Origin of the sequence: Kitasatospora sp. NPDC098663 (genome assembly GCF_044760075.1) — a bacterium.
Lineage (GTDB): Bacteria > Actinomycetota > Actinomycetes > Streptomycetales > Streptomycetaceae > Kitasatospora.
In genome coordinates this window covers 1-25,386 of record NZ_JBIWAP010000014.1, presented here as the reverse complement: position 1 = coordinate 25,386, position 25,386 = coordinate 1, and the positions used below count along the sequence as shown (strand labels likewise).

Genomic DNA, 25,386 nt, shown 5'->3' with positions numbered 1-25,386 from the left:
GGGCCGTCGAGCGGATACGAGAACGCCGGGGCGGGCAGTCGATCGACTGCCCGCCCCGGCGTTCGTCCAGCGTGTACGCGGCTCAGAAACCGCCGGCCTGCTCGTCCCGACGACGCTGCCAGCGCTGTTCCACCCGGTCCATCATCCCGGCCTTGCGGCGGGGCGCGGCGGCCGGCCGGGGGCCGGAGCCCTGGCCGGCGGGGCCGCGGCGCCAACCGGTCACGGCGAACACCGCGCACCCGAGCATCACCAGGAAGCCCACGACGCTGACCCAGATCTGGTCGGGGACGACCATGCCGCCCATCAGCAGGCCGATGCCCACCACGAAGCCGGCAACGGCCAGGTACACCCGCCGACGGGTGTAGGTGCGCAGCCCGGTTCCCTCAAGCGCCGTCGCGAATTTGGGATCTTCGGCATACAGCGCTCGCTCCATCTGGTCGAGCAGTCGCTGCTCGTGCTCCGAGAGCGGCACGGAGTCCTCCTACTCGTCGGTCGCGGGTGCGACCGGTCCGCCACCCCGGTCGGGGAGGCAAAGTCCAATCAGCCTTCGGGGCACACGGTCGGACGCCTGTGCGGGGGGACCCGGCCCGTGTCGTCCATATGCCCCACGCATCCGGCTGTCATGCTTTCCGGCTTTACCCAGATCATACGGTCCGTGGCCCCGTTACGGAGTGGTCTGCGCCGCGTGGGACGGGCCACTTCGACCGGGCACGGCCGCACCCGGCTCAACGCCACGAGACGCGGACAAGTGCCCGAACGGGTGGAATCGGTCCGGACCTGGGCAGGTTCGGGACCACCCGGACGAGGCCGGGGGGCGTCCGGAAGGCGAACCGCCGCCGCACGGTGGGCGAACCCTACGGCGGCGGACGGTCCCTCGCTCGCTCAGGCCAGGGTGGCCAGCAGGTGCAGCTGGGTCGCCACGGCGTGGAACGCGGGCTGCTCGGCGGCGGCCTCCTCCAGCTTCAGCAGCGCCTCCATCGCGCCCGGCTCGGCGTCCACCAGCACCCCGGGGACGAGGTCGGCGAAGACCCGGACGCCGTGCACCGACTCCACCCGCAGACCCGCGCCCTCGGCCAGCCGGCCCAGCTCCTCGCCGGTGAAGCGGCGCGGCATCGGGTCCTGCTCGCCCCAGCGGCCGTCGGTCGCGGACAGCACCGTACGGGCCTCGGTGAAGTGGCCGGCCAGCGCCCGGGCCAGCACGGCACCGTTGCGGTTGGCGGCCAGCAGGCTGACCAGGCCGCCCCGGCGCAGGGTGCCGGCCAGACTGCCGAGCGCCTCCGCCGGGTCGTCCACGACCTCCAGCACGCCGTGGCAGAGCACCGCGTCCACCGTGCCGGGGGCGACCAGCTCGGGCAGCGTCTGGGTGTCGCCCTGGACGGCCCGGACCAGGTCCGTCACCCCGGCCTCGGCGGCCCGGCGCTCCAGCGCGAACAGCGCGTCCGGGCTGGGGTCGACCACGGTGACCCGGTGGCCGAGCTTGGCCACCGGTACGGCGAAGTTGCCGGTGCCGCCGCCGGTGTCGACCACGTCGAGGACCGGCTGGTCCAGCTCGGCCGCCCGCTTCTCCAGGGCGGCCCGCACCACCTCCCACACCACGGCGGTACGCAGGGCACTGCGGGGACGCGTCGGGTACAAGGCGGGGCTCCTCGGCACATGCAGATCGATCAGGATGCCTCCACCTTAGACCGGGCGGGTGGCGGGGCCCGTCACCCCCGGCGGGTCGTCGCCGTCCAGCGGCAGCCGCGGGGCCGGCGGGGTCGGGCGCAGGCCGAGCAGGCGCTCGACCAGGCGCAGGAACAGGGCGGAGTTGCGGACCAGGTCGTCGGCGTCACGGGCCGAGGCGGCGCCCCTGATCCCGGCCTCGGCGGCCGCCCGGCGGCGGGCGCCGGCGGCGTAGTAGAGCGCCCACTCGGCCAGCTCGGGGGCCATCTCGGGCAGCACCTCCCAGGCGCTGCGGATGGCCTTGCGCCGGCGCGGGCTCTTCTCCGGCCGCCCGCGCACCGCGAGCACGGCCGCCACCGTGCGCAGCGCGGCCAGGTGGGCGGTGGCGTACCGCTCCAGCGGGTCCTCCAGGACGCGGGCCCGGGCGAGCGTGCGGTGGGCGTCGGCGAGCAGGTCGAGGGCGGCCGGCGGCGCGGCCGTCCGGCGCAGCACGGGGTGGACGTCCCCGCCACCCGGGCGCCCGCCCGGGGAGGACGGCGGGGCGGCGCAGTGGAGGCGGGCGGTGACGGGCTCAGGACGGCTGATGGTCATGGTCTCCCCCGTTCCGAGGCAGCGCGCGGACCGGGCGGTCCGTGCCCCTCCATCGTGAACGGGACCACTGACAACGCGGCCCGGAACGGGTGAGCGGCGGCGGGCACCGGCCTGTCCCCCCAGGTCCTGTGCCGCCGCCGTACGCCGCCGCTCCGCCGTTCCCCACAGGCGGCGGTGGCCAGCTCTCCCTTCCGGTGGCCGGTCTCCCCCCGGCCCGCTCCGCCGCCCCGTGTCGGCGGTGCGAGGCCCGTTGACCGGCTCCCGCGGCGGACCTCCGCCGCCGCCCCGCCGACCCCTCATCTGCCGGCTGGGCGGACGGATCCGCCACCCGGGGCGGGGCGCCCGACGCGCCGCCGTCCCGGTGCCACCACTCTCCCGTCCCGGCAGGTCGGCGGGCCATCCGCTGACGTACTCAACCCCGGATCTGAGTACGCGTACTCAGATCCGTCGGCCCCGGACCCGGGCGTGGCCGGAACCGGCGGGCCGACCCGGCACGTCCGGGTACGGTACGGCCGTGGCCGGGCGGACCGGCCACGGCCACGAGAAGGAGGGGGAAAGCGATGAGGAGGGGGAAGCCATGACGATCGTGCCGCTGATCTTCACCAGCGGACTCGCCAGCGGCATCAACGCCTACGCGGTGGTGCTGCTGCTCGGACTGCTGGGCCGCTTCGGCGGCGCGGACTCGGTGCCGCCCGCCCTGGAGCGCACCGACGTGCTGGTCGCGGCCGCCGTACTGTTCCTGCTGGAGGCGGTGGCCGACAAGATCCCGTTCGTCGACAGCCTCTGGGACTCCGTGCACACCGTGATCCGGCCGATCGCCGGCGCCACCGTCGGCGCGCTGATCGCGAGCACCGACCCGGGCTCGCTCGGCGAGGTCGCGGCGGGCGCGATGGGCGGCACCACGGCGCTGGTCAGCCACCTGGTCAAGGCCTCGCTGCGGATGGCGGTCAACACCTCGCCCGAACCGGTCAGCAACATCGCGGTCAGCATGGCGGAGGACCTGTCGGTGGCCGGGCTGGTCTCCCTGGCGATCTTCCACCCCTGGCTGGCCGCCTCGATCGCCGCCGTCCTGCTCGCCGTCGGCCTGCTGCTGGTCTGGTTCGCGGTCAACCGGATCCGCGCCTTCCGGGCCCGCCGCCGCGAACGCCGCGCCGCCCGCGACGCCCGGTCCGCCGCCCGCGAGCAGGAGGCGGACCGGCCGTACGTCCCGAGGCCCTGAGGAGGACGCCCGCCGGGCCCGGCCCAGGTCACGGCCCAGGTCACGGCCTAGGATCAGGTGCCATGGCACGGATCGTCATCATCGGCGCAGGAATGAGCGGGCTCGCGGCGGCCTCCAGGCTGGCCACCCTCGGACACCGGGTGACGGTCTGCGAGGCCGGCGGCACGTACGGGGGCATGGTCGGCCGGTACGAGCGCGAGGGCTTCGCCTTCGACACCGGCCCCGGCCTGCTGACCCTCCCGGCCGTCTACCGCGACCTCGCGCTGAAGACCGGCAAGGAGCCGCTGGAACAGCTCGTCGACCTCGCCCCGGTGGACCCGGAGAGCCGGCACCTGTTCCCGGACGGCACCGCCGTCAGCCTGCCCAACGCCTCCCGCGGCGGCGTCAGCCAGTCCCTGGACGCCGCCTTCGGCGCCGGCTCGGGCGCCCGCTGGAGCGCCGTCATGAACCACGGCCGGACGGTCTGGGAGGCCACCCGCCGCCCGCTCCTGGAGGAGCCGCTCCCGGCCGACCGGTCGCCGCTGCACACCGACCCCTACCCCGTCCCGCCCCGGCGCGGCCTGCTCGCCCGGCTCGGCCGGCCCCGCCCGTGGACCCTCGCCGACGTCGCCGCCCGCGAACTCGGCGGCCACCCCGGCCTCACCGCCCTGCTGGCGGAGCACGCCCTGCGCTTCGGCCTGCCCCCCGGGTCCGCCCCCGCCGGGGCCACCGTGCTGCCGTACATGGAGCAGTCCTTCGGCGTCTGGTACGTCCGGGGCGGCCTGCGGGCCTTGGCGGACGCGGTGCACCGGCGCTGCGAGCTGCGCAAGGTGGAGTTCCGCTTCGACACCCCGGTCACCGAGGTGCTGGTCGAGGACGGCCGGGCCCGCGGCGTCGTCACCCCGGACGGCCGGATCGAGGCGGACCTGGTGGTCTCCTCGATGGACACCAGGACGCTGTTCCGTGACGGCCTCGCCCGGTGGCCGGGGCTCGGACCCGGCCACGGGGAGCCGTCCGGGGTGCCCGGCCGGTTCAGCGTGCTGCTCGCGCTGCGCGGCGCCCGGCCGGCCGGCACCCCGCACCGGACGGTGGTGCACGCCGCCGACCCGGCGGCCGAGCAGAACGCCCTGACCCGCTCGGCCCCGCCCTGCGAGCGCCCCACCCTCCAGGTGCTGCGCCCGGACGATCCCTCGCTGCGCCCCGACGACGCGCACGAGAGCGTGGTGCTGACCGCGACCGTCCCCGCCCAGGGCGACGTCGACTGGACGGCGCCCGGGATCGCCGAGCGCTACGCGGACCAGCTGCTGGCGCACGCCGACGCCGCCGGCCTGGGCCTGCGCGAACGGGTGCTGTGGCGGGTCGTGCGGACCCCGGACGACACCCGCCGGGAGACCGGCGCCCTCGGCGGGTCGATCCCCCGCCCCGCGCTCGCCGGAGACGGCGGCGGATGGCTCCAGCCCGCCAACGAGTCGCCCGTCCCCGGCCTCTACCTGATCGGCGGGGCGGCCCACCCCGGCGGCGGGCTGGCCCGGGCCGGCATGTCCGCCTGCGTCGCCGCCAACCTGATCGGCCCGGCGTAGCGGCCCTGGCGCCGGAACTCAGCCCTGGGGCCAGGTGTTCTGCTGCTGGTAGCCGTAGGTGTGGTCGTAGGACTGCTGCTGCGGGATGCCCTGGGGGTGCTGGCCCGGCTGCTGGCCGGGGTGCTGCTCCAGGTGCTGCTCGGGGTGCTGCTGCGGCGTCTGCCACTGCTGCTGGGGGTGCTGCTCCCAGCCGGGCTGCTGCTGCGGGTAGGACTGGTACTGGTCCTGCTGCGGGTAGCCGTTGTACGGGTCGGTCTGCTGGGGGTAGGCCCCGTAGCCCTGGTCGTAGGCGAAGGCGGGCTGCTGCTGGCTCTGCCACTGCTGCTGCTCGTAGGCCGGCTGCGGCTGGGCGGCGTTGTCGTAGCCGGACTGGTAGGCCTCGGCGTAGGGGTCGTGCGGCGCCTGCGCCTGCTGCTGCTCGTAGTAGGCGGGCGCGTAGACGCCGTCCTGGGCGAGTTCCTGCATCTCGAAGGCGGCCGTCTGCTCGACCTCGGGAACGTCCTCGGCCACCGGGGCGGGGGCCGCGACCGGGGCCTCCTCGACGGCGCTGACCTCGCCGATCCGCTTCTCGGTGGCCTCGACCGCGGCCACGGCGGCCGCGCCGCCGGTGAGGGCGCCGAGCAGGGGCACCTTGGCGAGCGGGCCGGGCAGCGAGCCGTCGGCCTTGCGCAGCGACCAGCCGGCCCGGTAGCCGCGCTTGACGGAGAGGGTGACGAAGGTCTGGCCGGCCGCGAAGAGGGCGGCGCCGGCGCCGATCACCGGGACGGAGCCGAGCACCATGCCGGCGGCCACTGCGAGGAAGCCGACCAGCGCGAGGGCCCGCCAGTGCAGCGGGGCCCGGTTCTGCAGCAGGACCTCGGCGACCAGCCAGAGCGCCACCACCGCCAACGCGACGTACAGCAGCAGGTATCCGATGCCCATCCGCCCGCTACCTCCAGTCGCGTGCCCGCGCTCGCCGCGCGTGTGCGGCGACTGTACCGGTTCAACGGCCGGGGTACCGCATCGCGTTCCCGCCGGTCGCGGCCGGGGCGCACACGACCGAGCCCGTCACCGTCGGGGCGGTGACGGGCTGGTGAACGGCCGGGCCCGCGGGCCCCGATCGGCCCGGAGCGGGGCCCCGACGGGGCCTACGCGTGGCGCTGGTGCAGGCCGAGGTTCTGGTAGATCTCCAGCGTCGCCGTGGAGTGGTTGAGCGTGATGAAGTGCAGGCCGGGCGCGCCCTCGGCGAGGAGGCGTTCGGCCATCGAGGTGGCGTGTTCCATGCCGATCGCGCGCAGCGCCGCCGGGTCGTCGACGGCGGCCCGCAGCCGGGCCTCCAGGTCGGCGGGGAAGGCGGAGCCGCTCAGCTGGGGGAAGCGCTCCAGCTGCTTGGCGTTGGTGACCGGCATGATCTCCGGGATGATCGGCGTCTCGCAGCCGGCGGCGGTGACCCGGTCGCGCAGCCGCAGGTAGTCGTCGACCTCGAAGAACATCTGGGTGATCGCGTAGTCGGCGCCCGCCCGGACCTTGCCGACGAAGTGCCGGATGTCCTCGTCCCAACCGGTGGAGCGCGGGTGCATGTTCGGCGAGGCGGCGACGCCGACGCAGAAGTCGCCGATGCCCTTGATCAGCTCGACCAGCTCGTACGCGTACGTGACGCCGTCGGGGTGCTTGACCCATTCGCCCATCGGGTCGCCGGGCGGGTCCCCCCGGACCGCGAGGACGTTGCGCACGCCCTGGTCGGCGTACTGGCCGATGATGTTGCGCAGTTCGGCGATCGAGTGGTCGACGGCGGTCAGGTGGGCGACCGGGGTCAGCGTGGTCTCGGTGGCGATCCGGCCGACCATGTTGACGGTGCGCTCGCGCGAGGAGCCGCCGGCGCCGTACGTCATGCAGACGAAGTTGGGGTCCAGCGGTTCGAGCCGGCGGATGGCGTCCCAGAGTCGCTGCTCGCCGACCTCGGTGCGCGGGGGCATGAACTCGAAGGAGAAGGACCGCTTTCCGGCTGCCAGGAGTTCGCGGACCGTCAGTGCGCGGTCCGGTCTGGTGGAAGCGATGCCGAGTGCCATGCTGGCAGGTTATCGGGCGTTCGAAGGGGCCGGACAACTCGGTACCACGGATTGAGACAAGCGGTGGACGATACTCCGTCCGGAGGTCCGCCGAATTCCGACCGGCGTTCGGGGTCCGCGCCCGGTGTGCCCGCACGCCCGCGCACACGCCCGCGCACACGCCCGCTCGCACATCCGTTCCCGGCCACCCCGCTACGCTTGCTGCACCCCAGCGAACCAGCGGAGCCTCATCGTGACCTCGTCCAGCAACCGGCCGGCCAACCCCATAGACGTGGAGGACGTCCGCGCGCGCGTCAACGCCGCCCTCGCCGCGTTCATGGACGGCCAGTCCGCCCTGTTGGACAAGATCTCCCCGCAGCTCGTGCCCGCCGCCGACGCCCTGCGCGACTTCCTGCTGGACGGCGGCAAGCGGCTGCGCCCGGCCTTCTGCTACTGGGGCTGGCGCGGCGCCGGCGGCCCGGCCGGCGGCGAGGGCATCGCGAACGCGGCGGCCGCGCTGGAACTGCTCCAGGCGAGCGCCCTGGTGCACGACGACCTGATGGACCGCAGCGACACCCGCCGCGGCCTGCCCTCGATCCACCGCCGCTTCGAGGCGCTGCACCGGGCGAACGGCTGGCGCGGCGACCGCGAGCAGTACGGCGCCTCGGCGGCGGTGCTGCTCGGCGACCTGCTGCTGATCTGGTGCGACGAGCTGTTCCTGCGCTCGGGCCTGGAGCCCGCCGCCGTGCTGGCCGCCAAGCCGGTGTTCGACCTGATGCGCACCGAGGTCATGGTCGGCCAGTACCTGGACGTCCTGGAGCCGGTGGCCGGCGACTCCGCCGACGAGGGCGCGCTCGACCGGGCGCAGACGGTGCTGCACTACAAGTCGGCGAAGTACACGATCGAGCGGCCCCTCCAGGTCGGCGCGCTGCTGGCCGGGGCCGGCCCGGAGCAGGTGGCGGCGCTGGGGGCGTTCGGGCTGCCGCTGGGCGAGGCCTTCCAGCTGCGGGACGACCTGCTCGGTGTCTTCGGCGACCCCGCGGTCACCGGCAAGCCGGCCGGGGACGACCTGCGCGAGGGCAAGCGCACCCTGTTGGTGGCGCACGCGATGCGGGGCCTGCCGGCCGCCGACGCCCGGCACCTGGACGAGCGGCTCGGCGCGCCGGACCTGGCGCCCGAGGAGGTCACCGGGCTGCGCGACCTGGTGGCCCGCAGCGGCGCGCCCGAGCGGGTGGAGCGCCGGATCGACGAGCTGATGCGGCAGTGCCTGGCCGCGCTGGAGGCGGCGCCGCTGGCCGACGAGCAGGCCCGCACGGTGCTGCTGGCCCTGGCCGAGGCCGCCACCGTCCGCAAGTACTGAGATCCGCCCCCAGGGGGATCCGCAGGTACGGCGGACGGTGACGGCCCCCGGGGCCGTCAGGCCGAGCGCACCCGCCGGGCGAGCTCGGCGGCGGCGGCCTGCGGGTCGTCGGCGGCCGTGATCGCACGGACCACGACGATCCGGCGGGCGCCCGCGGCCAGCACCTCGTCGAGGTTGCCGAGGTCGATGCCGCCGATGGCGAACCACGGCCGGTCGGTGCTCTGCTCCGCCGCGTACGAGACCAGGCCGAGGCCCGGCGCCGGGCGGCCCGGCTTGGTCGGGGTCGGCCAGACCGGGCCGGTGCAGAAGTAGTCCACGCCGGGCTCGGCGAGCGCCGCGTCCACCTCGGACTCGGCGTGGCAGGACCGGCCGATCAGCACCTCGTCGCCGAGGATCGCCCGGGCGGCCGGCACCGGCAGGTCGTCCTGCCCGAGGTGCAGCACGTCCGGCCGGACCGCGTGCGCGACGTCGGCGCGGTCGTTGACGGCCAGCAGCTTGCCGTGGCGGCGGCAGGCGTCCGCGAAGACCTCCAGGGCCTCCAGTTCCTGCTTGGCCTCCAGGCCCTTGTCGCGGAGCTGGACGATGTCCACCCCGCCCGCCAGCGCCGCGTCCAGGAACTGGGCGAGGTCGCCCTGCTCCCGGCGGGCGTCGGTGCACAGGTACAGCCGGGCGTCGGCCAGCCGCCGGCGCGGTGCGTCCGCCGCCATCAGATCAGCATCGCCTGGGCGCGCCGCTTGACCTCGGTGCCGCGGTTCTCCTGCAGCGCCTGGATCGGGCTGCCGGGCAGCGACGGGTCCTCGGTGAAGAGCCACTCCAGGATCTCCACGTCGTTGTACCCGCAGTCGCGCAGCACGGTCAGGGTGCCGGACAGGTGCTTGACCAGCCCCTGGCCGTCGATGAACGCCGCAGGGACCTGCAGCGACTTGTTGGGGCCCCGCCGGACGGCGATCAGCCCGCCGCTGCGGACCAGGTCGCGCACCTCGGTGACACGCACCCCCCACTGCTCCGAGATGTCGGGCAGGTACATCCACTCGGAAACCAGGGCTTCGATCTTGCTTTCAATCTCACTCACGCCACCAGACTGCCACCTCCACAGCCCCCCGCGCACCAGCCGCTACCCCGCGACCGCCGACTTCAGCGGCACCGAGGGGTCCGCCGCACGGGCCCGGTCCAGCGCGGTACCGCGCTCGATCAGCCGGCGGCCCTGGGTCAGGTCGCGCGGCCGGTCGACGGCCAGCAGCGCGCTCGGCACCCCGTCGCGCAGCCAGAGCACCGTCCAGGAGGCGTCCTGCGGGCCGCCGCGCCACAGCAGTTCGTCGCCCTCGGCGTGCCGCCCCGCGTACTGGACCATCCGCCCGAACTGCTCCGACCAGAAGTACGGCACCGGGTCGTACGGCGGCGCGTCCGCGCCGAGGACGGCGGCCGCCACGGCCTCGCCGGACTGCAACGCGTGGTCCCAGTGCTGGACGGCCAGCCGGGCGCCGGAGCGGGCGGACGGGTAGCTGACGCAGTCCCCGGCCGCGAAGACGCCGGGCAGGCCGGTGCGCAGCCGTTCGTCGACCAGGACGGCGCCGGTGCCGTCCAGCTCGACGCCGGAACCGGCCAGCCAGCCCGTCGCGGGCCGGGCGCCGACGCCGACCACGACCTCGTCGGCGGGCAGGTGCGAGCCGTCCGCCAGCAGCACCGCGCCCTCCTCGACGGCGGCCACGCCGACCCCGCAGCGCAGGTCGACGCCGGCCTCGGCGTACCAGGCGGCCATCGCCGAACCGACCTCGGCCGGCAGCGCGCCGGGGACGGGCGCCGGGCCCGCCTCGACCACCGTCACCTCGCAGCCGGCCGCGCGGGCGGCGGTGGACACCTCGGCGCCGATCCAGCCCGCGCCGACCAGCACCAGCCGCAGGCCGGGCCGCAGCAGGGCGCGCAGCGCCAGCGCGTCGTCCAGGGTGTGCAACAGGTGCGCGCGCTCGGCGCCGGGCAGGGCGCGCGGGGTGGCGCCGGTGGCGATCACCAGGGCGTCGTACCGGAGGTCACCGGCGTCGGTGTGCAGCACGCCGGGGGTGAGGCCGGTGGCGCGGCGGCCGGTGAGCAGTTCGACGCCCAGGTGCGGGAAGTCGATGTCCAGGGTGGTGGCGTCGGCCTTGCCGAGCAGCACGTCCTTGGAGAGCGGCGGCCGGTCGTACGGCGCGTGCGGCTCCTCCCCGACCAGCGTGATCCGCCCCCGCCAGCCGCCCTGCCGCAGCTTCAGGGCGCACTGCGCCCCGGCCAGCCCGGCCCCGACGACGACCACCCGATCCGTTCCGTTCAGCTCTGCCACGCCCGTCACTGTACTCAGCGCCCTGCCGGGGCCACCGGCCCGTCCACCCCGCGTACGGGCCTTCGGCCGGGCCCGCCCCCGGCGTTATGGTGGGGGCACCATCACGGGAGCCCGGCGTACCGGGCTGAGAGGCGGGCTGGCACGGCCCGCGACCGTCCGAACCTGATCCGGGTCATTCCGGCGAAGGGAGAAGAGCAGCCTTGTCACGCTTGCCCGAGGAAACCCACGCCGACGTGCTGGTGATCGGCGGGGGCGTCATCGGCCTCGCCGTCGCCTGGCGCGCCGCGCAGCGCGGGCTGAGGAACATCGTCGTGGTCGACCCCTCCCCCGGCGGCGGGGCGGCCGGGGTCGCGGCCGGGATGCTCGCCCCGGTCACCGAGCTGCAGTACGGGGAGGAGCCGCTGCTGCGCCTCGGCATGGCCTCCAACCAGCGGTACGGGGACTTCGCCGCCGAGCTCACCGAGGCGAGCGGCGGCCTGGACACCGGGTACCGCCGGTGCGGCACGATCGCCGTCGCGCTGGACTCCGACGACCGCGAGGAACTGCGCGAGCTGCACGCCTTCCACCAGCGGCTCGGCCTGGACTCGTCCTGGCTGACCGGCCGGGAGGCCCGCAGGTTGGAGCCGATGCTCGCCCCCGGCGTGCGCGGCGGCCTGCACGTCGCGGACGACCACCAGGTGGATCCGCGCCGGCTGCTGACCGCCCTGGTGGCCGCCTGCGAGCTCGCCGGGGTCGTGCTCCACCGGGCCGAGGCCGTCGGGCTGCTGGTCGAGGGCGGCCGCGCGGTCGGCGCCCGGCTCGGCACCGGCGAGACCCCGAGGGCCGACCAGGTGGTGCTCGCGGCCGGCCCGCACAGCCACCGGCTGCCCGGGCTGCCGGAGGGCGTACTGCCGGCCGTCCGCCCGGTGAAGGGGCAGATCCTGCGGCTGCGGATCCCCGAGGCGTACCGGCCGTTCCTGTCCCGCAACGTGCGCGCGGTGGTGCGCGGACAGCACCTGTACCTGGTGCCCCGGGAGAACGGCGAGCTGGTGATCGGCGCGACCACCGAGGAGCAGGGCTACGACACCACCGTCACCGCCGGCGGGGTGTACGAACTGCTGCGCGACGCCCACGAGTTGGTGCCGGGCATCACCGAACTCCCGCTGCTGGAGACCTCGGCCGGGCTGCGGCCCGGCTCGCCGGACAACGCCCCGCTGCTGGGCCCGACCGCGCTGCCCGGGCTGGTCGCCGCCACCGGCCACTACCGCAACGGCGTGCTGCTCACCCCGGTGACCGCCGACCTGCTCGCCGAGTACCTGGCGACCGGCGAACTCCCCGAGCTCGCACAGCCGTTCACACCCACCCGGTTCTCCCCCGACCGCTCCACCGCGAAGGCCTCCGCATGACCGAGATCGCACCACCCCAGACCGCACCGGCCCAGGCCGCACCGACCCGGCCCGCACCGGCCGAGATCGGGCTGACCGTCAACGGCGAGCCCCGCCGGGTGTCCGCCACGACCACCCTCGCGGAGGTGGTGGCCACCCTCAGCGCCGCCCACAGCGGCGTCGCCGCCGCCCTCAACGAGGCCGTCGTGCCGCGCAGTTCGTGGCCTGCCACGGAACTGTCGGCGGGCGACCGGATCGAGATCCTCACCGCCGTCCAGGGAGGCTGACATGGCTGACGACCTGTTGACCATCGCCGGGGAGTCCTTCGGCTCCCGGCTGATCATGGGCACCGGCGGCGCACCCAGCCTGGAGATCCTGGAACGGGCGCTGCTGGCCTCCGGCACCGAACTGACCACCGTGGCGATGCGCCGGGTCGACGCCGGCACCCAGGGCTCCGTCCTGGACGTGCTGACCCGCAACGGCATCCGGGTGCTGCCCAACACGGCGGGCTGCTTCACCGCCGGGGAGGCCGTGCTGACCGCCCGGCTGGCCCGCGAGGCGCTCGGCACCGACTGGGTGAAGCTGGAGGTGATCGCCGACGAGCGGACCCTCCTGCCGGACCCGATCGAGCTGCTGGACGCCGCCGAGACCCTGGTCGACGACGGCTTCACGGTGCTGCCGTACACCAACGACGACCCGGTGCTGGCGCGCAAGCTGGAGGACGTCGGCTGCGCGGCGATCATGCCGCTGGGCTCTCCGATCGGCTCCGGCCTGGGCATCCGCAACCCGCACAACTTCCAGCTGATCGTGGAGGGCGCGGGCGTCCCGGTGATCCTGGACGCGGGCGCCGGCACCGCCTCGGACGTCGCGCTGGCGATGGAACTGGGCTGCGCGGCGGTGATGCTCGCCTCCGCGGTGACCAGGGCGCAGGACCCGGTGCTGATGGCCGAGGCGATGCGGCACGCCGCCGAGGCGGGCCGGTTCGCCCACCGGGCCGGCCGCATCCCGCGCCGGTTCCACGCCGAGGCCTCCTCCGCGATGGCCGGCCGGGCGGAGCTGGACACCCGCGAGCACCCGGCGTTCTGACGCCGGGACGCCCGGCGCCCGCTCGCGTGTGCCGTGTCACAAACCGGGCACAGCCGGGCCCGGAGGCGATGTCCTCCGGGCCCGGCTGACACCCGGAGCTCTAGACTCTCCGGGTGGACATGGCATTGCACGACCCCTTGATCGGTACCCTGCTCGACGGCCGGTACCGGGTCGAGCAGCGCATCGCGACCGGCGGGATGTCCACCGTCTACAGGGGCACCGACACCCGGCTGGACCGGGTCGTCGCCCTCAAGGTGATGCACCCCGCGCTGGCCGGGGACGACGGCTTCACCGCCCGGTTCATCCGCGAGGCCAAGGCCGTCGCCCGGCTCTCCCACCCGAACGTGGTGAACGTCTTCGACCAGGGCGCGGACGGCGCGAACGTCTTCCTCGCCATGGAGTACGTGCCCGGCCGCACCCTGCGGGACCTGCTGCGCGACCGCGGCGCGCTGTCCGTGCGGGCCGCGCTGGACGTGCTGGAGCCGGTGCTGGCCGCCCTCGGCGCCGCCCACCGGGCCGGCCTGGTGCACCGGGACGTCAAGCCGGAGAACGTGCTGATCACCGAGGACGGGCTGGTCAAGGTCGCCGACTTCGGTCTGGTCCGGGTCCTCGGCACCGCCGACGGCGCACCCACCTCGACCAGCACCTCGACCAGCACCGCGACCGGCGGCACGGTCCTCGGCACCGTCTCCTACCTGGCCCCCGAACAGATCCTCCCGGACGCCCCCACCGACCAGCGGGTCGACGTCTACGCGGCCGGCATCCTGCTCTACGAGATGCTCACCGGCCGCCGCCCGCACACCGGCGACAACCCCGTCCAGGTGATGTACAAGCACCTGCACGAGGACGTCCCCGCCCCCTCGCTGATCGCCCCGGCCGTCGGCCCCGGGCTGGACGCCATAGTGGCCGGCGCCTGCGCCCGGACGGCCGAGGACCGCCCGTACGACGCGGTCGAACTGCTCGCCGCCCTCCAGCGGATCCGCCGCACGCTCACCCCGGCCGAGCTGGACGCCGAGCCGCCGGCCTCCACCCGGCCCAGCCCGCGCTACCCGACCAGCGAGCCGACGTCGGTGATCCAGCAGCCGGCGGGGCCCGTCGACGCCGCGGCGCCGGAGCCCACCAGCGTGCTGGACGTGCCGGCGGAGCTGCTGGACCAGCTGCTGGTCGAGCCCCGCCCGTACGACGAGCCGACCCCGGTGCGCGGGCGCCGGCCCAGCCTGCTGCGCCGCCTCCCCCGCAAGCCGCTGATCTGGGCGGCCGCGCTGACCGCCCTGGTGCTGGCGGTCGGCGGCGCGACGTACGGTCTGTCCGAGGCGCTGTACGGGCCGGTGCCCGGCGTGCTCGGCAAGGACCGGGCCGAGGCGCAGCAGATCCTGGACAAGGACGGCATGCACGGCCGCTTCGTCGAGGTGTTCAGCGAGAGCGTCCCGGCCGGGCAGGTGATCGCCACCGATCCCGGGGTGGGCGCGCGGACCCGCAAGAGCGACACCGTGACGGTGACCGTCTCCAGGGGCCCCAAGCGGATCGCGGTGCCGGACCTGGCAGGGAAGACCGCCGACCAGGCCGCCGACGCGCTGACCACGGCCCAGCTGACCAGGGGCGGCGTGACCGGGACGTACGACGACACCGTGCCGGAGGGCGTGGTGATCAGCAGTTCACCGGCGGCCGGGCAGCTGCTCCAGGAGAACACCGCGGTCTCGCTGGTGGTCAGCAAGGGCATGGTGCCCGTCCCGGACGTCACCGGGATGAGCAAGGACGACGCGGCGAAGGCGCTCCAGGCGGCCGGCTTCACGATGCAGACCAGCGGGGTCAACCTGTTCGGCACCGGCAAGGTGTCCAGCCAGTCCCCGGCGGCCGGCGAGCGGCGCCCGCAGCACACCGCGGTGACGGTCAACTTCCCCTTCTTCTAAGGGGATTCCTCATAAGGGGATTCCTCGCTCCCGAGGGGACTCCTCCGGACGTCGGCTCACCCTCAGCGCAGCGGGCCGTCGCCCGGCCCCTCCTGGTGGGAGTAGCGCTGCTCGCGCCACGGGTCGGCGAGGTTGTGGTAGCCGCGCTCCTCCCAGAAGCCCCGGCGGTCGGCCCGCATGTACTCCACCGCGCGCACCCACTTGGGGCCCTTCCAGGCGTACAGCCCGGGGACGATCAGCCGGACGGGGAAACCGTGCTCGGCGGTCAGCGGCTCGCCGTTGCGGTGGGTGGCGAAGATCGTCCGCGGGTCGGCGAAGTCGGCCAGCCGCAGGTTGGCGCTGTAGCCGTACTCGGCCCAGACCATCACGTGGGTGACGCCGGGTGCGGGGGGCTCCAGGTCGAGGAGGGCGGCGGCCGGCACGCCCGACCACTCGTTGCCGAGCAGCGTGAACTTGGTGACGCAGTGCAGGTCGGCGACGACGGTGGTGCGCGGCAGGGTATGGAAGGCCTCGAAGTCCCAGCTGTGCTTCTCCGCCGAGGCGGTGGCGCCGAACACCTGGAGGTCCCAGGTCAGCGGCTTGAAGCGGGGTACGGGCCCGTAGTGCAGGGCGGGCCAGCCGCGCTGCACGCGCTGCCCCGGGGGGAGCCTCGGGTCAGACGGCGGAAACGGTTCTTGTTCGGACTGACCCATGACTCCATGGTGACAGACGGCGGCCGACGCGCCGTGCGCGCCCCTTGACGCGGCCACGCGCCCCATCCCCAATAACCGGTGGTCGAGCCCGTATCGGCCGAAATCGGATATTCCGAAACATGTCCTAGTGAGTGTGAACTTACTGGAACTTTCTCCCATTTCGATGCCAGGATGCGCAGCGCAGGAGTCACAACAGGCCGTAGCGCAGGGAGGCACCAGCCATGCAGGGCGACCCAGAGGTCATCGAGTTCCTCAACGAGCAGCTCACCGCGGAGCTCACCGCGATCAACCAGTACTTCCTGCACGCCAAGATGCAGGAGAACTTCGGCTGGACGAAGCTCGCCAAGTACACCCGGCACGAGTCCTTCGACGAGATGAAGCACGCCGAGACCCTCACCGACCGGATCCTCTTCCTGGACGGGCTGCCGAACTACCAGCGGCTGTTCCACGTCCGGATCGGCCAGACGGTCAAGGAGATGTTCGAGGCTGACCGCCAGATCGAGGTCGAGGCGATCGACCGGCTGAAGCGCGGGATCGTGGTGATGCGCGCCAAGAACGACGTCACCTCGGCGAACATCTTCGAGGACATCCTGGCCGACGAGGAGCAGCACATCGACTACCTCGACACCCAGCTGGAGCTCCTGGAGAAGCTCGGCGAGGCGCTCTACCTCGCCCAGGTGATCGAGCAGCCGGACTCCTGAGCCCTCAGGCCGCGCGCAGCGGGGCGACCGGGGCCAAGGTGGCGGGAGCCGCGGCGGCCACCGGTGCGGGCGCGGCCTCGGCCTCGGGGTCGGCCAGGCCGAGCTTCGCGGCGAGGCGGGCGGTCGGGCAGGGCCTGGCGCCGTGCTCGCCGAGCAGGGCCTGGATCCGGCGGACGCAGGATCCGCAGTCGGTGCCGGCCTTGCAGCCCCGGGCGATCTGGCGCGGGGTGCCGGCCCCGGCGTCGATCGCCTTCTTCACCTGGTCCTCGGTGACCGCATGGCACATGCACACGTACATCGCGGACTCTCCCGGGTGGTGCGCCGCCGACTGGCGGAACGATCTTGACTAAGGCTTGCCTTACTTCACTAAGCCTCACCTTACCCGGCGATCCGGGTACGAAAAAGCCCCTCCGGGCTCGGGGACCCCGAATCCGGAGGGGCTTTCGTCACACTCGCTCAGCGGCGACCCGCCGGTGGCGGCTCACCAGTGGCAGCTCACTGGCCGCGGTACATCTCCGCCACCAGGAACGCCAGGTCCAGCGACTGGCTGCGGTTGAGGCGCGGGTCGCAGGCCGTCTCGTAGCGCTGGTGCAGGTCGTCGACCAGCACCTCGTCGCCACCGCCGACGCACTCGGTCACGTCGTCGCCGGTCAGCTCCACGTGGATGCCGCCCGGGTGGGTGCCCAGCGCGCGGTGCACCTCGAAGAAGCCCTTGACCTCGTCGAGCACGTCGTCGAAGCTGCGGGTCTTGTGGCCGCTGGAGGCCTCGAAGGTGTTGCCGTGCATCGGGTCGCAGATCCACACCGGCTGGGCGCCGGACGCGGTGACCTTCTCCACCAGGGTGGGCAGGTGGTCGCGGACCTTGCCCGCGCCCATCCGGGTGATGAAGGTGAGGCGGCCGGGCTCGCGCTCCGGGTCCAGCTTCTCGATCAGGGTCAGGGCCTCGTCGACCGAGGTGGTCGGGCCGAGCTTGACGCCGATCGGGTTGCGGACCTTCGAGGCGAACTCGATGTGCGCGTGGTCCAGCTGGCGGGTGCGCTCACCGATCCACACCATGTGGCCGGAGACGTCGTACAGCTCGCCGGTGCGCGAGTCCACGCGGGTCAGCGCGGTCTCGTAGTCGAGGATCAGTGCCTCGTGCGAGGAGAAGAACTCGACGGTCTTGAACTCCTCCGGCGCCACACCGCAGGCGTTCATGAACGCCAGGGCGTTGTCGATCTCCCGGGCGAGCTGCTCGTAGCGCTGGCCGGCCGGCGAGTTGCGCACGAAGTCCTGGTTCCAGGCGTGCACCTGGCGCAGGTCCGCGTAACCACCGGTGGTGAACGCGCGCACCAGGTTGAGCGTCGCGGCGGACGCGTTGTACATCCGCTTGAGGCGCTCCGGGTCCGGGATACGGGACTCGGGGGTGAACTCGAAGCCGTTCACCGAGTCGCCGCGGTAGACCGGCAGCGTCACGCCGTCGCGGGTCTCGGTCGACTTGGAGCGCGGCTTGGAGTACTGGCCGGCGATCCGGCCCACCTTCACGACCGGCACCGAGGCCGCGTACGTCAGCACGGCGGCCATCTGCAACAGGGTCTTCAGCTTGTTGCGGATGTGCTCCGCCGAGACGCCGTCGAAGGCCTCGGCACAGTCACCGCCCTGCAGCAGGAAGGCCTCACCGCGCGCCACGGCGCCGAGCCGGGCACGCAGCTGGTCGCACTCGCCGGCGAACACGAGCGGCGGATAGGAGGCGAGCTCGGCAAGGGTCTTGCGCAGAGCCTCTTGGTCCGGCCATTCAGGCTGCTGCGCCGCGGGCAGGGACTGCCAGGAGTGGCCAGTCCTCGATGTCTCAGTCGTCACGGTCACACCACCAAGGCTACGGGGTGACTCGAGCGATTCGTGACCATTGCCCGAGGGGTGAGACATAACTCGGACAAACACGTGACCGGGCTCACCCTCCCGGCACGATCCGCTACGCTCGAACCATGCACGCGCCCCACACCCACTCCTGGTGGTGGGCCTCCCCCAAGGGTGGCCCACCGATCGCGCGTTCCTAGACGAACACGACGGCCGCCCCTCGGGGCGGCCGTCGGCGTATGCGCAGACGGCCCTCCGGGAGCGGATCCCAGCACCGCACCTCACCAGTCCCCCGGAAGGAAGCCGCTCCGTGACCGCCACCGCCGACCTGCTCGCCCGCCTCACCGCTCCCGACGCGCCCGCGTTCGCCCTGCTGCACCGCCGCACCCCCCGGCTCGCCCCGGACACCGTCGAGGTGCTGGTCGGCACCGTCGACAGCTACCGCGACCTCGCCGACCTGCCGGTCCGCACCGGCGTCCCGGCCGACGGCCCCGTGCACGACCTGCTCGCGCTCGTCCCGTACCGGCAGATCCGCGAGCGCGGCTTCGAGGCGCACGACGACGGGACCCCGCTGCAGGCCCTCTCGGTGGCCGAACAGCACACCCTGCCGCTGGCCGAACTCACCGCCGCCCTGCCGCAGTCGCCGGTCTCGCTCACCGGCGGCTCGTTCGACATCGACGACGAGGCGTACGCCGCGATCGTCCGCCGGGTGATCGAGGAGGAGATCGGCAACGGCGAGGGCGCCAACTTCGTGATCCGGCGCGACTTCGGCGCCACCCTGGAGAACTTCTCGCCCGCACTCGCGCTCACCCTGTTCCGGCGGCTGCTGGAGCAGGAGCGCGGCGCCTACTGGACCTACCTGGTGCACACCGGAGAACGCGTCCTGGTCGGCGCCTCCCCCGAGGTGCACGTCCGACAGAGCGGCGGCACCGTCGTGATGAACCCGATCTCCGGCACCTACCGCTACCCGACCGGCGGCTCCGACATCGACTCGCTGCTCCGGTTCCTCCACGACCCCAAGGAGCTGGAGGAACTGACGATGGTCGTCGACGAGGAGCTCAAGATGATGTGCACGGTCGGCGACCTCGGCGGCCAGGTGCTCGGGCCCCGGCTCAAGGAGATGTCCCACCTCGCCCACACCGAGTACGAGCTGCGCGGACGCACCTCGCTGGACGTCCGCGAGGTGCTCCGCGAGACGATGTTCGCCGCCACCGTCACCGGCAGCCCGGTGCAGAACGCCACCCGGGTCATCAAGCGGTACGAGCCCGGCGGGCGCGGCTACTACTCCGGCGCGCTCGCCCTGATCGGCCGCTCCGCCAGCGGCGGGCAGCTGCTGGACTCGCCGATCTGCATCCGCACCGCCGACATCGACCCGGCCACCGGCCGCCTGGTCGTCCGGGTCGGCGCCACGCTCGTGCGCCACTCCGTCCCCGAGTCCGAGGTCGCCGAGACCCACGCCAAGGCCGCCGGGGTGCTCACCGCGATCGGCGCCCGGCCCGCGCCCGCCCGGCTGCCCGGCCCCACCGGCCCCCGGCTGGCCGACGACCACCGCGTCCAGGCCGCCCTGGACGCCCGGCGGGCCGACCTCGCCCCGTTCTGGCTGCGGATGCAGACGCCGACCGTGGTCACCGAGCCCGTGCCGACCCTGGTGGTCGACGGCGAGGACACCTTCACCTCGATGCTCGCCCACCTGCTCACCTCGATCGGCCACCAGGTCAGCGTCGTCCGCTACGACGCGCCCGGGCTGCCCGCCCTGCTGGCGGCGCACCGCGGGCCGCTGGTGCTGGGCCCCGGGCCCGGCGACCCGGCGCTCGCCGACGACCCCAAGATGGCCCTGCTGCGACCGGTCGTCGCGGACGCCCTGGCGGCGGTCCGGTCCGGCGCCCGCACCGCACCGCTGCTCGCGGTCTGCCTCAGCCACCAGCTGCTCTGCGCCGAGCTCGGGCTGGCGCTGGGCCGCAAGGACGTCCCGTACCAGGGGGCGCAGGAGAGCGTCGACCTGTTCGGCACCAAGCACACCGTCGGCTTCTACAACACGTTCACCGCGCGCTGCTCGGACGCCGACGCGGCCCGGCTCGCCGCGCAGGGCGTCGAGGTCGCCCGGGACACCGTCACCGGGGACGTCCACGCGCTGCGCGGGCCCGGCTTCGCCGGCCTCCAGTTCCACCCGGAGTCGGTGCTGACCCGCGACGGCGTCGGCGTCGTGGCGGGCCTGCTGCGCGAGGCGGCCGCCGTCCGCGGCTGAGGAGCGAGTGGGGGGCCGGTCCCGGACCGGCCCCCCATCGCACGCGGGATCGCCGAGGCGGCCGGATCCCGCCCGAACGGTCAGATGTCGTCGTCCAGCCCCTGCTCGATCGCGTACCGCACCAGTTCCACCCGGTTGTGCAGTTGCAGCTTGCCGAGCGTGTTCTGGACGTGGTTCTGCACCGTCCGGTGCGACAGCACCAGCCGGTCGGCGATCTGCCGGTACGACAGGCCCTTGGCCACCAGGCGCAGGACCTCGGTCTCCCGCGCGGTCAGCTGCGGGACGGCCGGCGCGGAGGCCGGGGCCGGTTCGGCGGCCAGCCGGCGGAACTCGCCCAGCACCAGGCCGGCCAGGCCCGGGGTGAACACGGCGTCGCCCACGGCCGTGCGCCGCACCGCGTCCAGCAGTTCCTCCCGCCCGGCCGACTTGACCAGGTACCCGGTCGCGCCGGACTTCACCGCCTCCAGCACGTCCTGGTGCTCGCCGCTGGCCGAGAGCACCAGCACCCGCACCGCCGGGTCCTGCGCGACCACCTGGCGGCACACCTCCGCGCCGGGCAGACCGGGCAGGTTGAGATCCAGCACGACGACCTGCGGCGAGCAGGCGCGGGCCCGGCGCACGGCCTCCTCGCCGTCGCCCGCGGTGGCCACCACGTCCAGCCCGGCCTCGGCGAGGTCCCGCGAGACGGCGTCGCGCCACATCGGGTGGTCGTCCACGACCATCACCCGTATCGGCCGGTCAGTCGTCGGCTGATCGGTCATCAGAGCCCTTCCTCGGAACACGGAGTTCGACCTCGACACCCTCCCCGGGCGCCGAGTACAGCTCGGCCGTGCCGCCGAGGTCCAGCACCCGGCCGCGGATGGACTGGGAGACGCCCAGCCGCCCGGCCCGCTCCGCCTCGCCGAGGCGGCCGGGGGCGAAGCCGGGGCCGTCGTCGCGGATGCTGACCGTGACGGCCTGCGGCTCGTCCTCCACCAGGATCCAGGCCCGGGCCCGCTCCCCGGCGTGCCGGCGGACGTTGTCGACGGCGGCGCCGACCGCCGCGGCCAGTTCGCCGGCCGCCCCGGCGGACAGCAGCACCGGCCCACCGGGGGCGGACAGCGTGATCCGCTCGTCGGCGTACGGGCGCAGCAGCGCGGTGAGGTCCTGCGGCTCCCCGGCCCCGCACTCCTGCGGGCGCTGCCCCGGGATCGGGCCGCCGGTCATCAGCGCCCGCAGGGCGCGCTCCTGCTCGCCGGCCAGCCGGCCGAGTTCGGCGAAGTCGGCGTCACCGCCCGGGCGTCCACCGGCCGCGGCCGAAGCGCCCTCGGCCGGCCGCGCGGTGAGTTCGGCGCCGTGGCGCTGGACGAGGGCGAGCACCTGGAGCACGCCGTCGTGGATGTCCCGGGAGAGCCGCTCGCGCTCCCGGCCGGCCGCCTCGACCTGGAGCGCCCGGGTGAGCGTCGCCTCGCTGGCGCGGGCCAGTTCGATGACGTAGCCGATGGCACAGCCGGCCACCATCAGCAGCATGATGTTGTGGATGTTGTCGCCGGTCGGGCCGCCGTGGCCGAGGATGTTGGCGACGCCGATCACCGTGCCCGCGGCGGCCGCCCAGCGCCAGCCGCCCTTGCCGGCGAAGCCGAGCACCGTACCGGCGGCCCAGATGGTCGGCAGGGTGGGCGCGCCGTGGCTGATCCGCACCGGGTCGTCGGTCAGGCCGCTCATCACGATGCCGGTGACGGCGAGGGTGAGGTCGGTGCCGAGCACGTACCAGGTGCAGCGCTGCGGGCCGGCGAAGGCCCGGGTGCTGGCGAGCGTCCAGAGGGTGAGCGTGCCGAGGAAGATCCAGCCGGCGACGGGGTGCAGGAAGTCCAGGTAGGAGTTGAGGTACCGCAGCAGGGCGTAGCAGAGGGCCAGCACCCGGAAGTAGGAGATGGCCTTCCACAACGGCAGTTCGACGGACATGCCCCCGGCCGCGACCGCGCCGCCGACCGCCCCGGTTCTCTCGCCGTCCGTCATCCTTCCGCCCCTCCCCTGGGCCGTGCCCGCGGTCGTCAGGCCGACCCGGTCTCCTTCGGCTCCTGCCCGGACTGCTCGGCCTTCTCCGTCGCGGCGGCCTTGTCGGCGGCGACCTTGTCGGCGGCGGCCTTGTCGGCGGCGGCCTTCTCGGCCTCCGCCTCCGCCTTCTCCGCCTTGGCGGCGGCCTTGCGCTCGGCGTCGGCCTTCTTCTTGTCGTCGGCGATCTGCCGCTTGGCGGCGGTCGCGTAGATGTCCACGTACTCCTGGCCGGAGAGCCGCATGATCTCGTACATCACCTCGTCCGTCACCGAACGGAGGATGAAACGGTCGTTCTCCATGCCGTGGTAGCGGGAGAAGTCCAGCGGGCGGCCGATCCGGATGCCGGGGCGGGTGCCGAAGTTGGGGATCACCTGACCGGGCGGCTGGACCTTCTCGGTGTCGATCATGGCGACCGGGATGACCGGCGCGCCGGTGGCCAGCGCGACGCGCGCCAGGCCGCCGACCTTGCCGCGGTACAGCTTGCCGTCGGGCGAACGGGTGCCCTCGGGGTAGACGCCGAACAGCTCGCCGCCGTCCAGCACCGCGATGGCACTGCGGATCGCGGCCTCGCCCGCGCCGCGCACGCCCGAGCGGTCCACCGGCAGCTGGCCGACGCCCTTGAAGAACGCGGCGGTCAGCCGGCCCTTGATGCCCGGGGTGTTGAAGTACTCGGCCTTCGCGATGAAGGTCACCCGGCGTTTGATCAGCGCGGGGAAGAAGAAGGAGTCCGAGAAGGACAGGTGGTTGCTCGCGATGATGGCCGCGCCCTCGGTGGGGATGTTCTCCTCACCCTCGATCCACGGCCGGAAGAAGATCCGAAGCAGTGGCGCGACGATCATCTTCATCAGTCGGTAGAACAACCCGGGCCTCCTGTTATGCGGACCGGTCGATCCTAATGCCCCGTGGGCTCGGCCCGCGCCCCGCCCCGCCCCGGCGGGCCGCCGCCGGACTCCCACGGGCACTCGCGCGGCGGCCTCCGCGAGGGGTGCGCGTCCCGTGCGGGGGCCGCCATGAGGGGTGTACGTCCCGGGCGGGGCCGTGGGACGATGCGGATTCCCGCAGCCTCCCCCTCCAGCGTCCCTCCCCCAGCGCCACCCGCCCGCGAAGGAGTCCGCCATGCCGTTGCTGCCCGGTGCCGAACCGTACCGCCACCGCGGCGGACCGGTGGGGGTGCTGCTGTGCCACGGCTTCACCGGGTCGCCGCAGTCGCTGCGGCCCTGGGCGGAGGAACTGGCGGCGGCCGGGTTCAGCGTGTCGCTGCCGCTGCTGCCCGGGCACGGCACCCGGTGGCGGGACATGCAGATCACCCGCTGGGAGGACTGGTACGCCGAGGTCGAGCACGAACTGCTGACGCTGTCCGCCGAGTGCGAGCAGGTCTTCGTCTGCGCGCTGTCGATGGGCGGCGCGCTGGCGCTGCGGCTGGCCGCGCTGCACGGTCCGGCGGTGTCCGGGCTGGTGCTGGTCAACCCGTCGGTGCGCTCGGACAACCCCGCGAGTGTGCTGCTGCCGGTGCTGCGCCACCTCGTGCCGAGCGTGCCCGGGATCGCCGACGACATCGCCAAGCCCGGCACGGTCGAGCTGGGCTACGACCGGACGCCGCTGAACGCCGCCTGGTCGCTGGGCCGGCTGTGGCGGGACGTCCAACGGCGGCTGCCGCAGGTGACCCAGCCGGTGCTGCTCTTCCGCAGTCCGCAGGACCACGTCGTCTCGCCGGCCAACTCGGAACTGGTGCTGGCCCGGATATCCTCGACCGACGTGACGGAGCGGCTGTGCCAGCGCAGCTTCCACGTCGCGACGCTGGACCACGACGCGGCGGAAATATTCGCGGCCAGCCAGGACTTCATCCGACGGCTGGCCCCCGCGCACGCGGTGGGCGTCACCGGGGTCGAATCCGACGATCACCATGGCTGAAGGGCCGGAAGTGCACGAGAGCAGCACGGCGGGCGGCGGGGACGAGGCACCCCGCGAGGACGGCGCGACGAAGGACGGCACGGCGAAGGACGGCACCGCGCAGAGCGGCGCCCCGGCTGACCGTTCGGGGGCGGACGGCGTCACCGCCCCGGCCGCGGAGGCCGCCGAAGCGACGGCCGCCGACCGGCGCCCGGCCGAACCGGACGCCACCGCGCCCGCGGAGCCCCGCACCCGGCGCGCCCCCGAGCGCAGCCAGGCCGAGCAGGACGAGATCTTCGCCGCCCTGGTCGCCCAGTTCGACGACCCCGTGGACCTCACCAACCCCAACTGGCCGGAGGTCGAGAACCTCCGGGCCCAGAGCGAGCTGAAGGGCGGCTTCAAGGACGCCCCCGGCTCCCGGACCGACCCGGACGACCTCGCCGACCTGGCCCCGCAGCCCCGCCCCCGCTCCGGTCGGCCGGTGATGCCGGCGGCGGGCTCGGGCCCGCGCGACTTCGAGCTGGCCGAGGAGACCGACGAGGACCACTACGTCCCGCCGGAGCCCCCGCCGCTGCCGACCGCCGACGTCACCGCGAAGTTCGCCTGGCTCGCGGTGCTCGGCGGCCCCGCCCTGCTGCTGTTCGACGCGGTGGTGTGGCGGGAGATCGCCGGCTGGCCGGCCTGGGTCGGGATCACCGCCTTCCTCGGCGGCTTCGTCACCCTGGTCACCCGGATGAAGGACCGCGACGAGGACGAGCCCGAGGACCCGGACAACGGCGCGGTCGTCTAGACCAACGTCTAGGAGATCGCTGAAGATCTTTCAGGTTCTGGCCCCACGTGCTTTCGCGTGGGGCCAGACTGTTGCGGGTGCAGGGAGACTGGGCTGGCGAGCT

The 25,386-nt window shown here is 74.1% G+C and carries 25 protein-coding genes and 1 riboswitch; of the genes, 11 read left to right on the top strand and 14 right to left on the bottom strand.

Annotation, left to right across the window (positions count from 1 at the left end):
• Nucleotides 1-82: 82 nt before the first annotated feature.
• The 3 genes from ACIQVZ_RS17300 to ACIQVZ_RS17290 form a co-directional block, all read right to left on the bottom strand.
• Nucleotides 83-472 (bottom strand): DUF3040 domain-containing protein, encoded by a 390-nt coding sequence (locus ACIQVZ_RS17300; RefSeq protein ID WP_350884379.1) that lies wholly within the window; start codon nucleotides 470-472, stop codon nucleotides 83-85.
• 410 nt (nucleotides 473-882) lie between these two features.
• Complete coding sequence (locus tag ACIQVZ_RS17295; protein ID WP_350884381.1) at nucleotides 883-1,635, bottom strand: methyltransferase domain-containing protein; 753 nt, start codon at nucleotides 1,633-1,635, stop codon at nucleotides 883-885.
• Between the two features lie 45 nt (nucleotides 1,636-1,680).
• Nucleotides 1,681-2,247 (bottom strand): SAV_6107 family HEPN domain-containing protein, encoded by a 567-nt coding sequence (locus tag ACIQVZ_RS17290; protein WP_402451026.1) that lies wholly within the window; start codon nucleotides 2,245-2,247, stop codon nucleotides 1,681-1,683.
• 583 nt (nucleotides 2,248-2,830) lie between these two features.
• Between ACIQVZ_RS17290 and ACIQVZ_RS17285 the strand changes: the two genes are divergently transcribed.
• Both ACIQVZ_RS17285 and ACIQVZ_RS17280 read left to right on the top strand, forming a co-directional pair.
• Nucleotides 2,831-3,472: a DUF4126 domain-containing protein gene (locus ACIQVZ_RS17285; protein WP_350884385.1), complete on the top strand. Its 642-nt coding sequence runs from the start codon at nucleotides 2,831-2,833 to the stop codon at nucleotides 3,470-3,472.
• A 62-nt stretch (nucleotides 3,473-3,534) separates the two neighbouring features.
• Nucleotides 3,535-5,031, top strand: coding sequence for a phytoene desaturase family protein (locus ACIQVZ_RS17280; RefSeq protein ID WP_402450766.1), 1,497 nt, complete (start codon nucleotides 3,535-3,537; stop codon nucleotides 5,029-5,031).
• Between the two features lie 18 nt (nucleotides 5,032-5,049).
• Here the strand turns inward: ACIQVZ_RS17280 and ACIQVZ_RS17275 are convergent, their stop codons facing one another.
• Nucleotides 5,050-5,952: a hypothetical protein gene (locus ACIQVZ_RS17275; protein WP_402450764.1), complete on the bottom strand. Its 903-nt coding sequence runs from the start codon at nucleotides 5,950-5,952 to the stop codon at nucleotides 5,050-5,052.
• A 206-nt stretch (nucleotides 5,953-6,158) separates the two neighbouring features.
• Complete coding sequence (gene metF / locus ACIQVZ_RS17270; RefSeq protein WP_402450763.1) at nucleotides 6,159-7,079, bottom strand: methylenetetrahydrofolate reductase [NAD(P)H]; 921 nt, start codon at nucleotides 7,077-7,079, stop codon at nucleotides 6,159-6,161.
• A 232-nt stretch (nucleotides 7,080-7,311) separates the two neighbouring features.
• Between metF and ACIQVZ_RS17265 the strand changes: the two genes are divergently transcribed.
• A complete protein-coding gene (locus ACIQVZ_RS17265; RefSeq protein ID WP_402450761.1) occupies nucleotides 7,312-8,418 on the top strand; it encodes a polyprenyl synthetase family protein in 1,107 nt (368 codons plus the stop codon).
• Nucleotides 8,419-8,474: 56 nt separating this feature from the next.
• Here ACIQVZ_RS17265 and thiE read toward each other — a convergent pair whose 3' ends face one another.
• The 3 genes from thiE to ACIQVZ_RS17250 are packed head-to-tail and all read right to left on the bottom strand — an operon-like array spanning nucleotide 8,475 to nucleotide 10,741.
• Nucleotides 8,475-9,125, bottom strand: coding sequence for a thiamine phosphate synthase (gene thiE, locus ACIQVZ_RS17260; RefSeq protein WP_402450758.1), 651 nt, complete (start codon nucleotides 9,123-9,125; stop codon nucleotides 8,475-8,477).
• Nucleotides 9,125-9,490 (bottom strand): Rv2175c family DNA-binding protein, encoded by a 366-nt coding sequence (locus tag ACIQVZ_RS17255; protein WP_350884398.1) that lies wholly within the window; start codon nucleotides 9,488-9,490, stop codon nucleotides 9,125-9,127. Before ACIQVZ_RS17255 ends, thiE begins: the two co-directional genes overlap by 1 nt.
• A gap of 42 nt (nucleotides 9,491-9,532) precedes the next feature.
• The gene (locus tag ACIQVZ_RS17250) at nucleotides 9,533-10,741 is read right to left on the bottom strand and encodes an NAD(P)/FAD-dependent oxidoreductase (protein WP_402450756.1); all 1,209 of its coding nucleotides are present in this window, start codon (nucleotides 10,739-10,741) and stop codon (nucleotides 9,533-9,535) included.
• An 84-nt stretch (nucleotides 10,742-10,825) separates the two neighbouring features.
• Nucleotides 10,826-10,938, top strand: a riboswitch (TPP riboswitch).
• A 3-nt stretch (nucleotides 10,939-10,941) separates the two neighbouring features.
• On the opposite strand from ACIQVZ_RS17250, the gene thiO reads away from it, so the two are divergent.
• The 4 genes from thiO (at nucleotide 10,942) to pknB (ending at nucleotide 15,092) form a co-directional block, all read left to right on the top strand.
• The gene (gene thiO, locus ACIQVZ_RS17245; RefSeq protein ID WP_402450753.1) at nucleotides 10,942-12,117 is read left to right on the top strand and encodes a glycine oxidase ThiO; all 1,176 of its coding nucleotides are present in this window, start codon (nucleotides 10,942-10,944) and stop codon (nucleotides 12,115-12,117) included.
• A complete protein-coding gene (thiS, locus tag ACIQVZ_RS17240) occupies nucleotides 12,114-12,383 on the top strand; it encodes a sulfur carrier protein ThiS (RefSeq protein ID WP_402450752.1) in 270 nt (89 codons plus the stop codon). The genes thiO and thiS overlap by 4 nt, the downstream gene beginning before the upstream one ends.
• A gap of 1 nt (nucleotide 12,384) precedes the next feature.
• Nucleotides 12,385-13,182, top strand: coding sequence for a thiazole synthase (locus ACIQVZ_RS17235; RefSeq protein ID WP_350884406.1), 798 nt, complete (start codon nucleotides 12,385-12,387; stop codon nucleotides 13,180-13,182).
• A gap of 119 nt (nucleotides 13,183-13,301) precedes the next feature.
• Complete coding sequence (pknB, locus tag ACIQVZ_RS17230) at nucleotides 13,302-15,092, top strand: Stk1 family PASTA domain-containing Ser/Thr kinase (RefSeq protein WP_402451024.1); 1,791 nt, start codon at nucleotides 13,302-13,304, stop codon at nucleotides 15,090-15,092.
• A 62-nt stretch (nucleotides 15,093-15,154) separates the two neighbouring features.
• Here the strand turns inward: pknB and ACIQVZ_RS17225 are convergent, their stop codons facing one another.
• The gene (locus ACIQVZ_RS17225; protein WP_402450749.1) at nucleotides 15,155-15,784 is read right to left on the bottom strand and encodes a molybdopterin-dependent oxidoreductase; all 630 of its coding nucleotides are present in this window, start codon (nucleotides 15,782-15,784) and stop codon (nucleotides 15,155-15,157) included.
• A 221-nt stretch (nucleotides 15,785-16,005) separates the two neighbouring features.
• On the opposite strand from ACIQVZ_RS17225, the gene bfr reads away from it, so the two are divergent.
• Nucleotides 16,006-16,485 carry a bacterioferritin gene (gene bfr, locus ACIQVZ_RS17220; RefSeq protein ID WP_350884410.1) on the top strand — a complete coding sequence of 160 codons (480 nt, stop codon included), beginning with the start codon at nucleotides 16,006-16,008 and terminating at the stop codon, nucleotides 16,483-16,485.
• Nucleotides 16,486-16,489: 4 nt separating this feature from the next.
• Here the strand turns inward: bfr and ACIQVZ_RS17215 are convergent, their stop codons facing one another.
• Together ACIQVZ_RS17215 and ACIQVZ_RS17210 are read right to left on the bottom strand one after the other, a co-directional pair.
• Nucleotides 16,490-16,783 (bottom strand): bacterioferritin-associated ferredoxin, encoded by a 294-nt coding sequence (locus tag ACIQVZ_RS17215; protein WP_402450747.1) that lies wholly within the window; start codon nucleotides 16,781-16,783, stop codon nucleotides 16,490-16,492.
• 197 nt (nucleotides 16,784-16,980) lie between these two features.
• The gene (locus ACIQVZ_RS17210; protein ID WP_402450745.1) at nucleotides 16,981-18,390 is read right to left on the bottom strand and encodes a class II 3-deoxy-7-phosphoheptulonate synthase; all 1,410 of its coding nucleotides are present in this window, start codon (nucleotides 18,388-18,390) and stop codon (nucleotides 16,981-16,983) included.
• Nucleotides 18,391-18,631: 241 nt separating this feature from the next.
• Here ACIQVZ_RS17210 and ACIQVZ_RS17205 point away from each other — a divergent pair, with 241 nt between their 5' ends.
• Nucleotides 18,632-20,566 carry an anthranilate synthase family protein gene (locus ACIQVZ_RS17205; RefSeq protein WP_402450743.1) on the top strand — a complete coding sequence of 645 codons (1,935 nt, stop codon included), beginning with the start codon at nucleotides 18,632-18,634 and terminating at the stop codon, nucleotides 20,564-20,566.
• Nucleotides 20,567-20,646: 80 nt separating this feature from the next.
• Here the strand turns inward: ACIQVZ_RS17205 and ACIQVZ_RS17200 are convergent, their stop codons facing one another.
• The 3 genes from ACIQVZ_RS17200 to ACIQVZ_RS17190 are packed head-to-tail and all read right to left on the bottom strand — an operon-like array spanning nucleotide 20,647 to nucleotide 23,448.
• On the bottom strand, nucleotides 20,647-21,327 hold the full coding sequence (locus ACIQVZ_RS17200) for a response regulator transcription factor (protein WP_063347264.1): 681 nt from the start codon (nucleotides 21,325-21,327) through the stop codon (nucleotides 20,647-20,649).
• Nucleotides 21,305-22,564, bottom strand: coding sequence for a MacS family sensor histidine kinase (macS, locus tag ACIQVZ_RS17195; RefSeq protein WP_350884418.1), 1,260 nt, complete (start codon nucleotides 22,562-22,564; stop codon nucleotides 21,305-21,307). Before macS ends, ACIQVZ_RS17200 begins: the two co-directional genes overlap by 23 nt.
• Before the next feature lie 35 nt (nucleotides 22,565-22,599).
• Nucleotides 22,600-23,448 carry a lysophospholipid acyltransferase family protein gene (locus ACIQVZ_RS17190; RefSeq protein ID WP_402451021.1) on the bottom strand — a complete coding sequence of 283 codons (849 nt, stop codon included), beginning with the start codon at nucleotides 23,446-23,448 and terminating at the stop codon, nucleotides 22,600-22,602.
• 271 nt (nucleotides 23,449-23,719) lie between these two features.
• Between ACIQVZ_RS17190 and ACIQVZ_RS17185 the strand changes: the two genes are divergently transcribed.
• Together ACIQVZ_RS17185 and ACIQVZ_RS17180 are read left to right on the top strand one after the other, a co-directional pair.
• A complete protein-coding gene (locus tag ACIQVZ_RS17185) occupies nucleotides 23,720-24,514 on the top strand; it encodes an alpha/beta fold hydrolase (protein WP_350884420.1) in 795 nt (264 codons plus the stop codon).
• Entirely contained in the window at nucleotides 24,507-25,283 is a 777-nt protein-coding gene (locus tag ACIQVZ_RS17180) for a hypothetical protein (RefSeq protein WP_402450738.1), read from the top strand. The genes ACIQVZ_RS17185 and ACIQVZ_RS17180 overlap by 8 nt, the downstream gene beginning before the upstream one ends.
• Nucleotides 25,284-25,386: the final 103 nt, after the last annotated feature.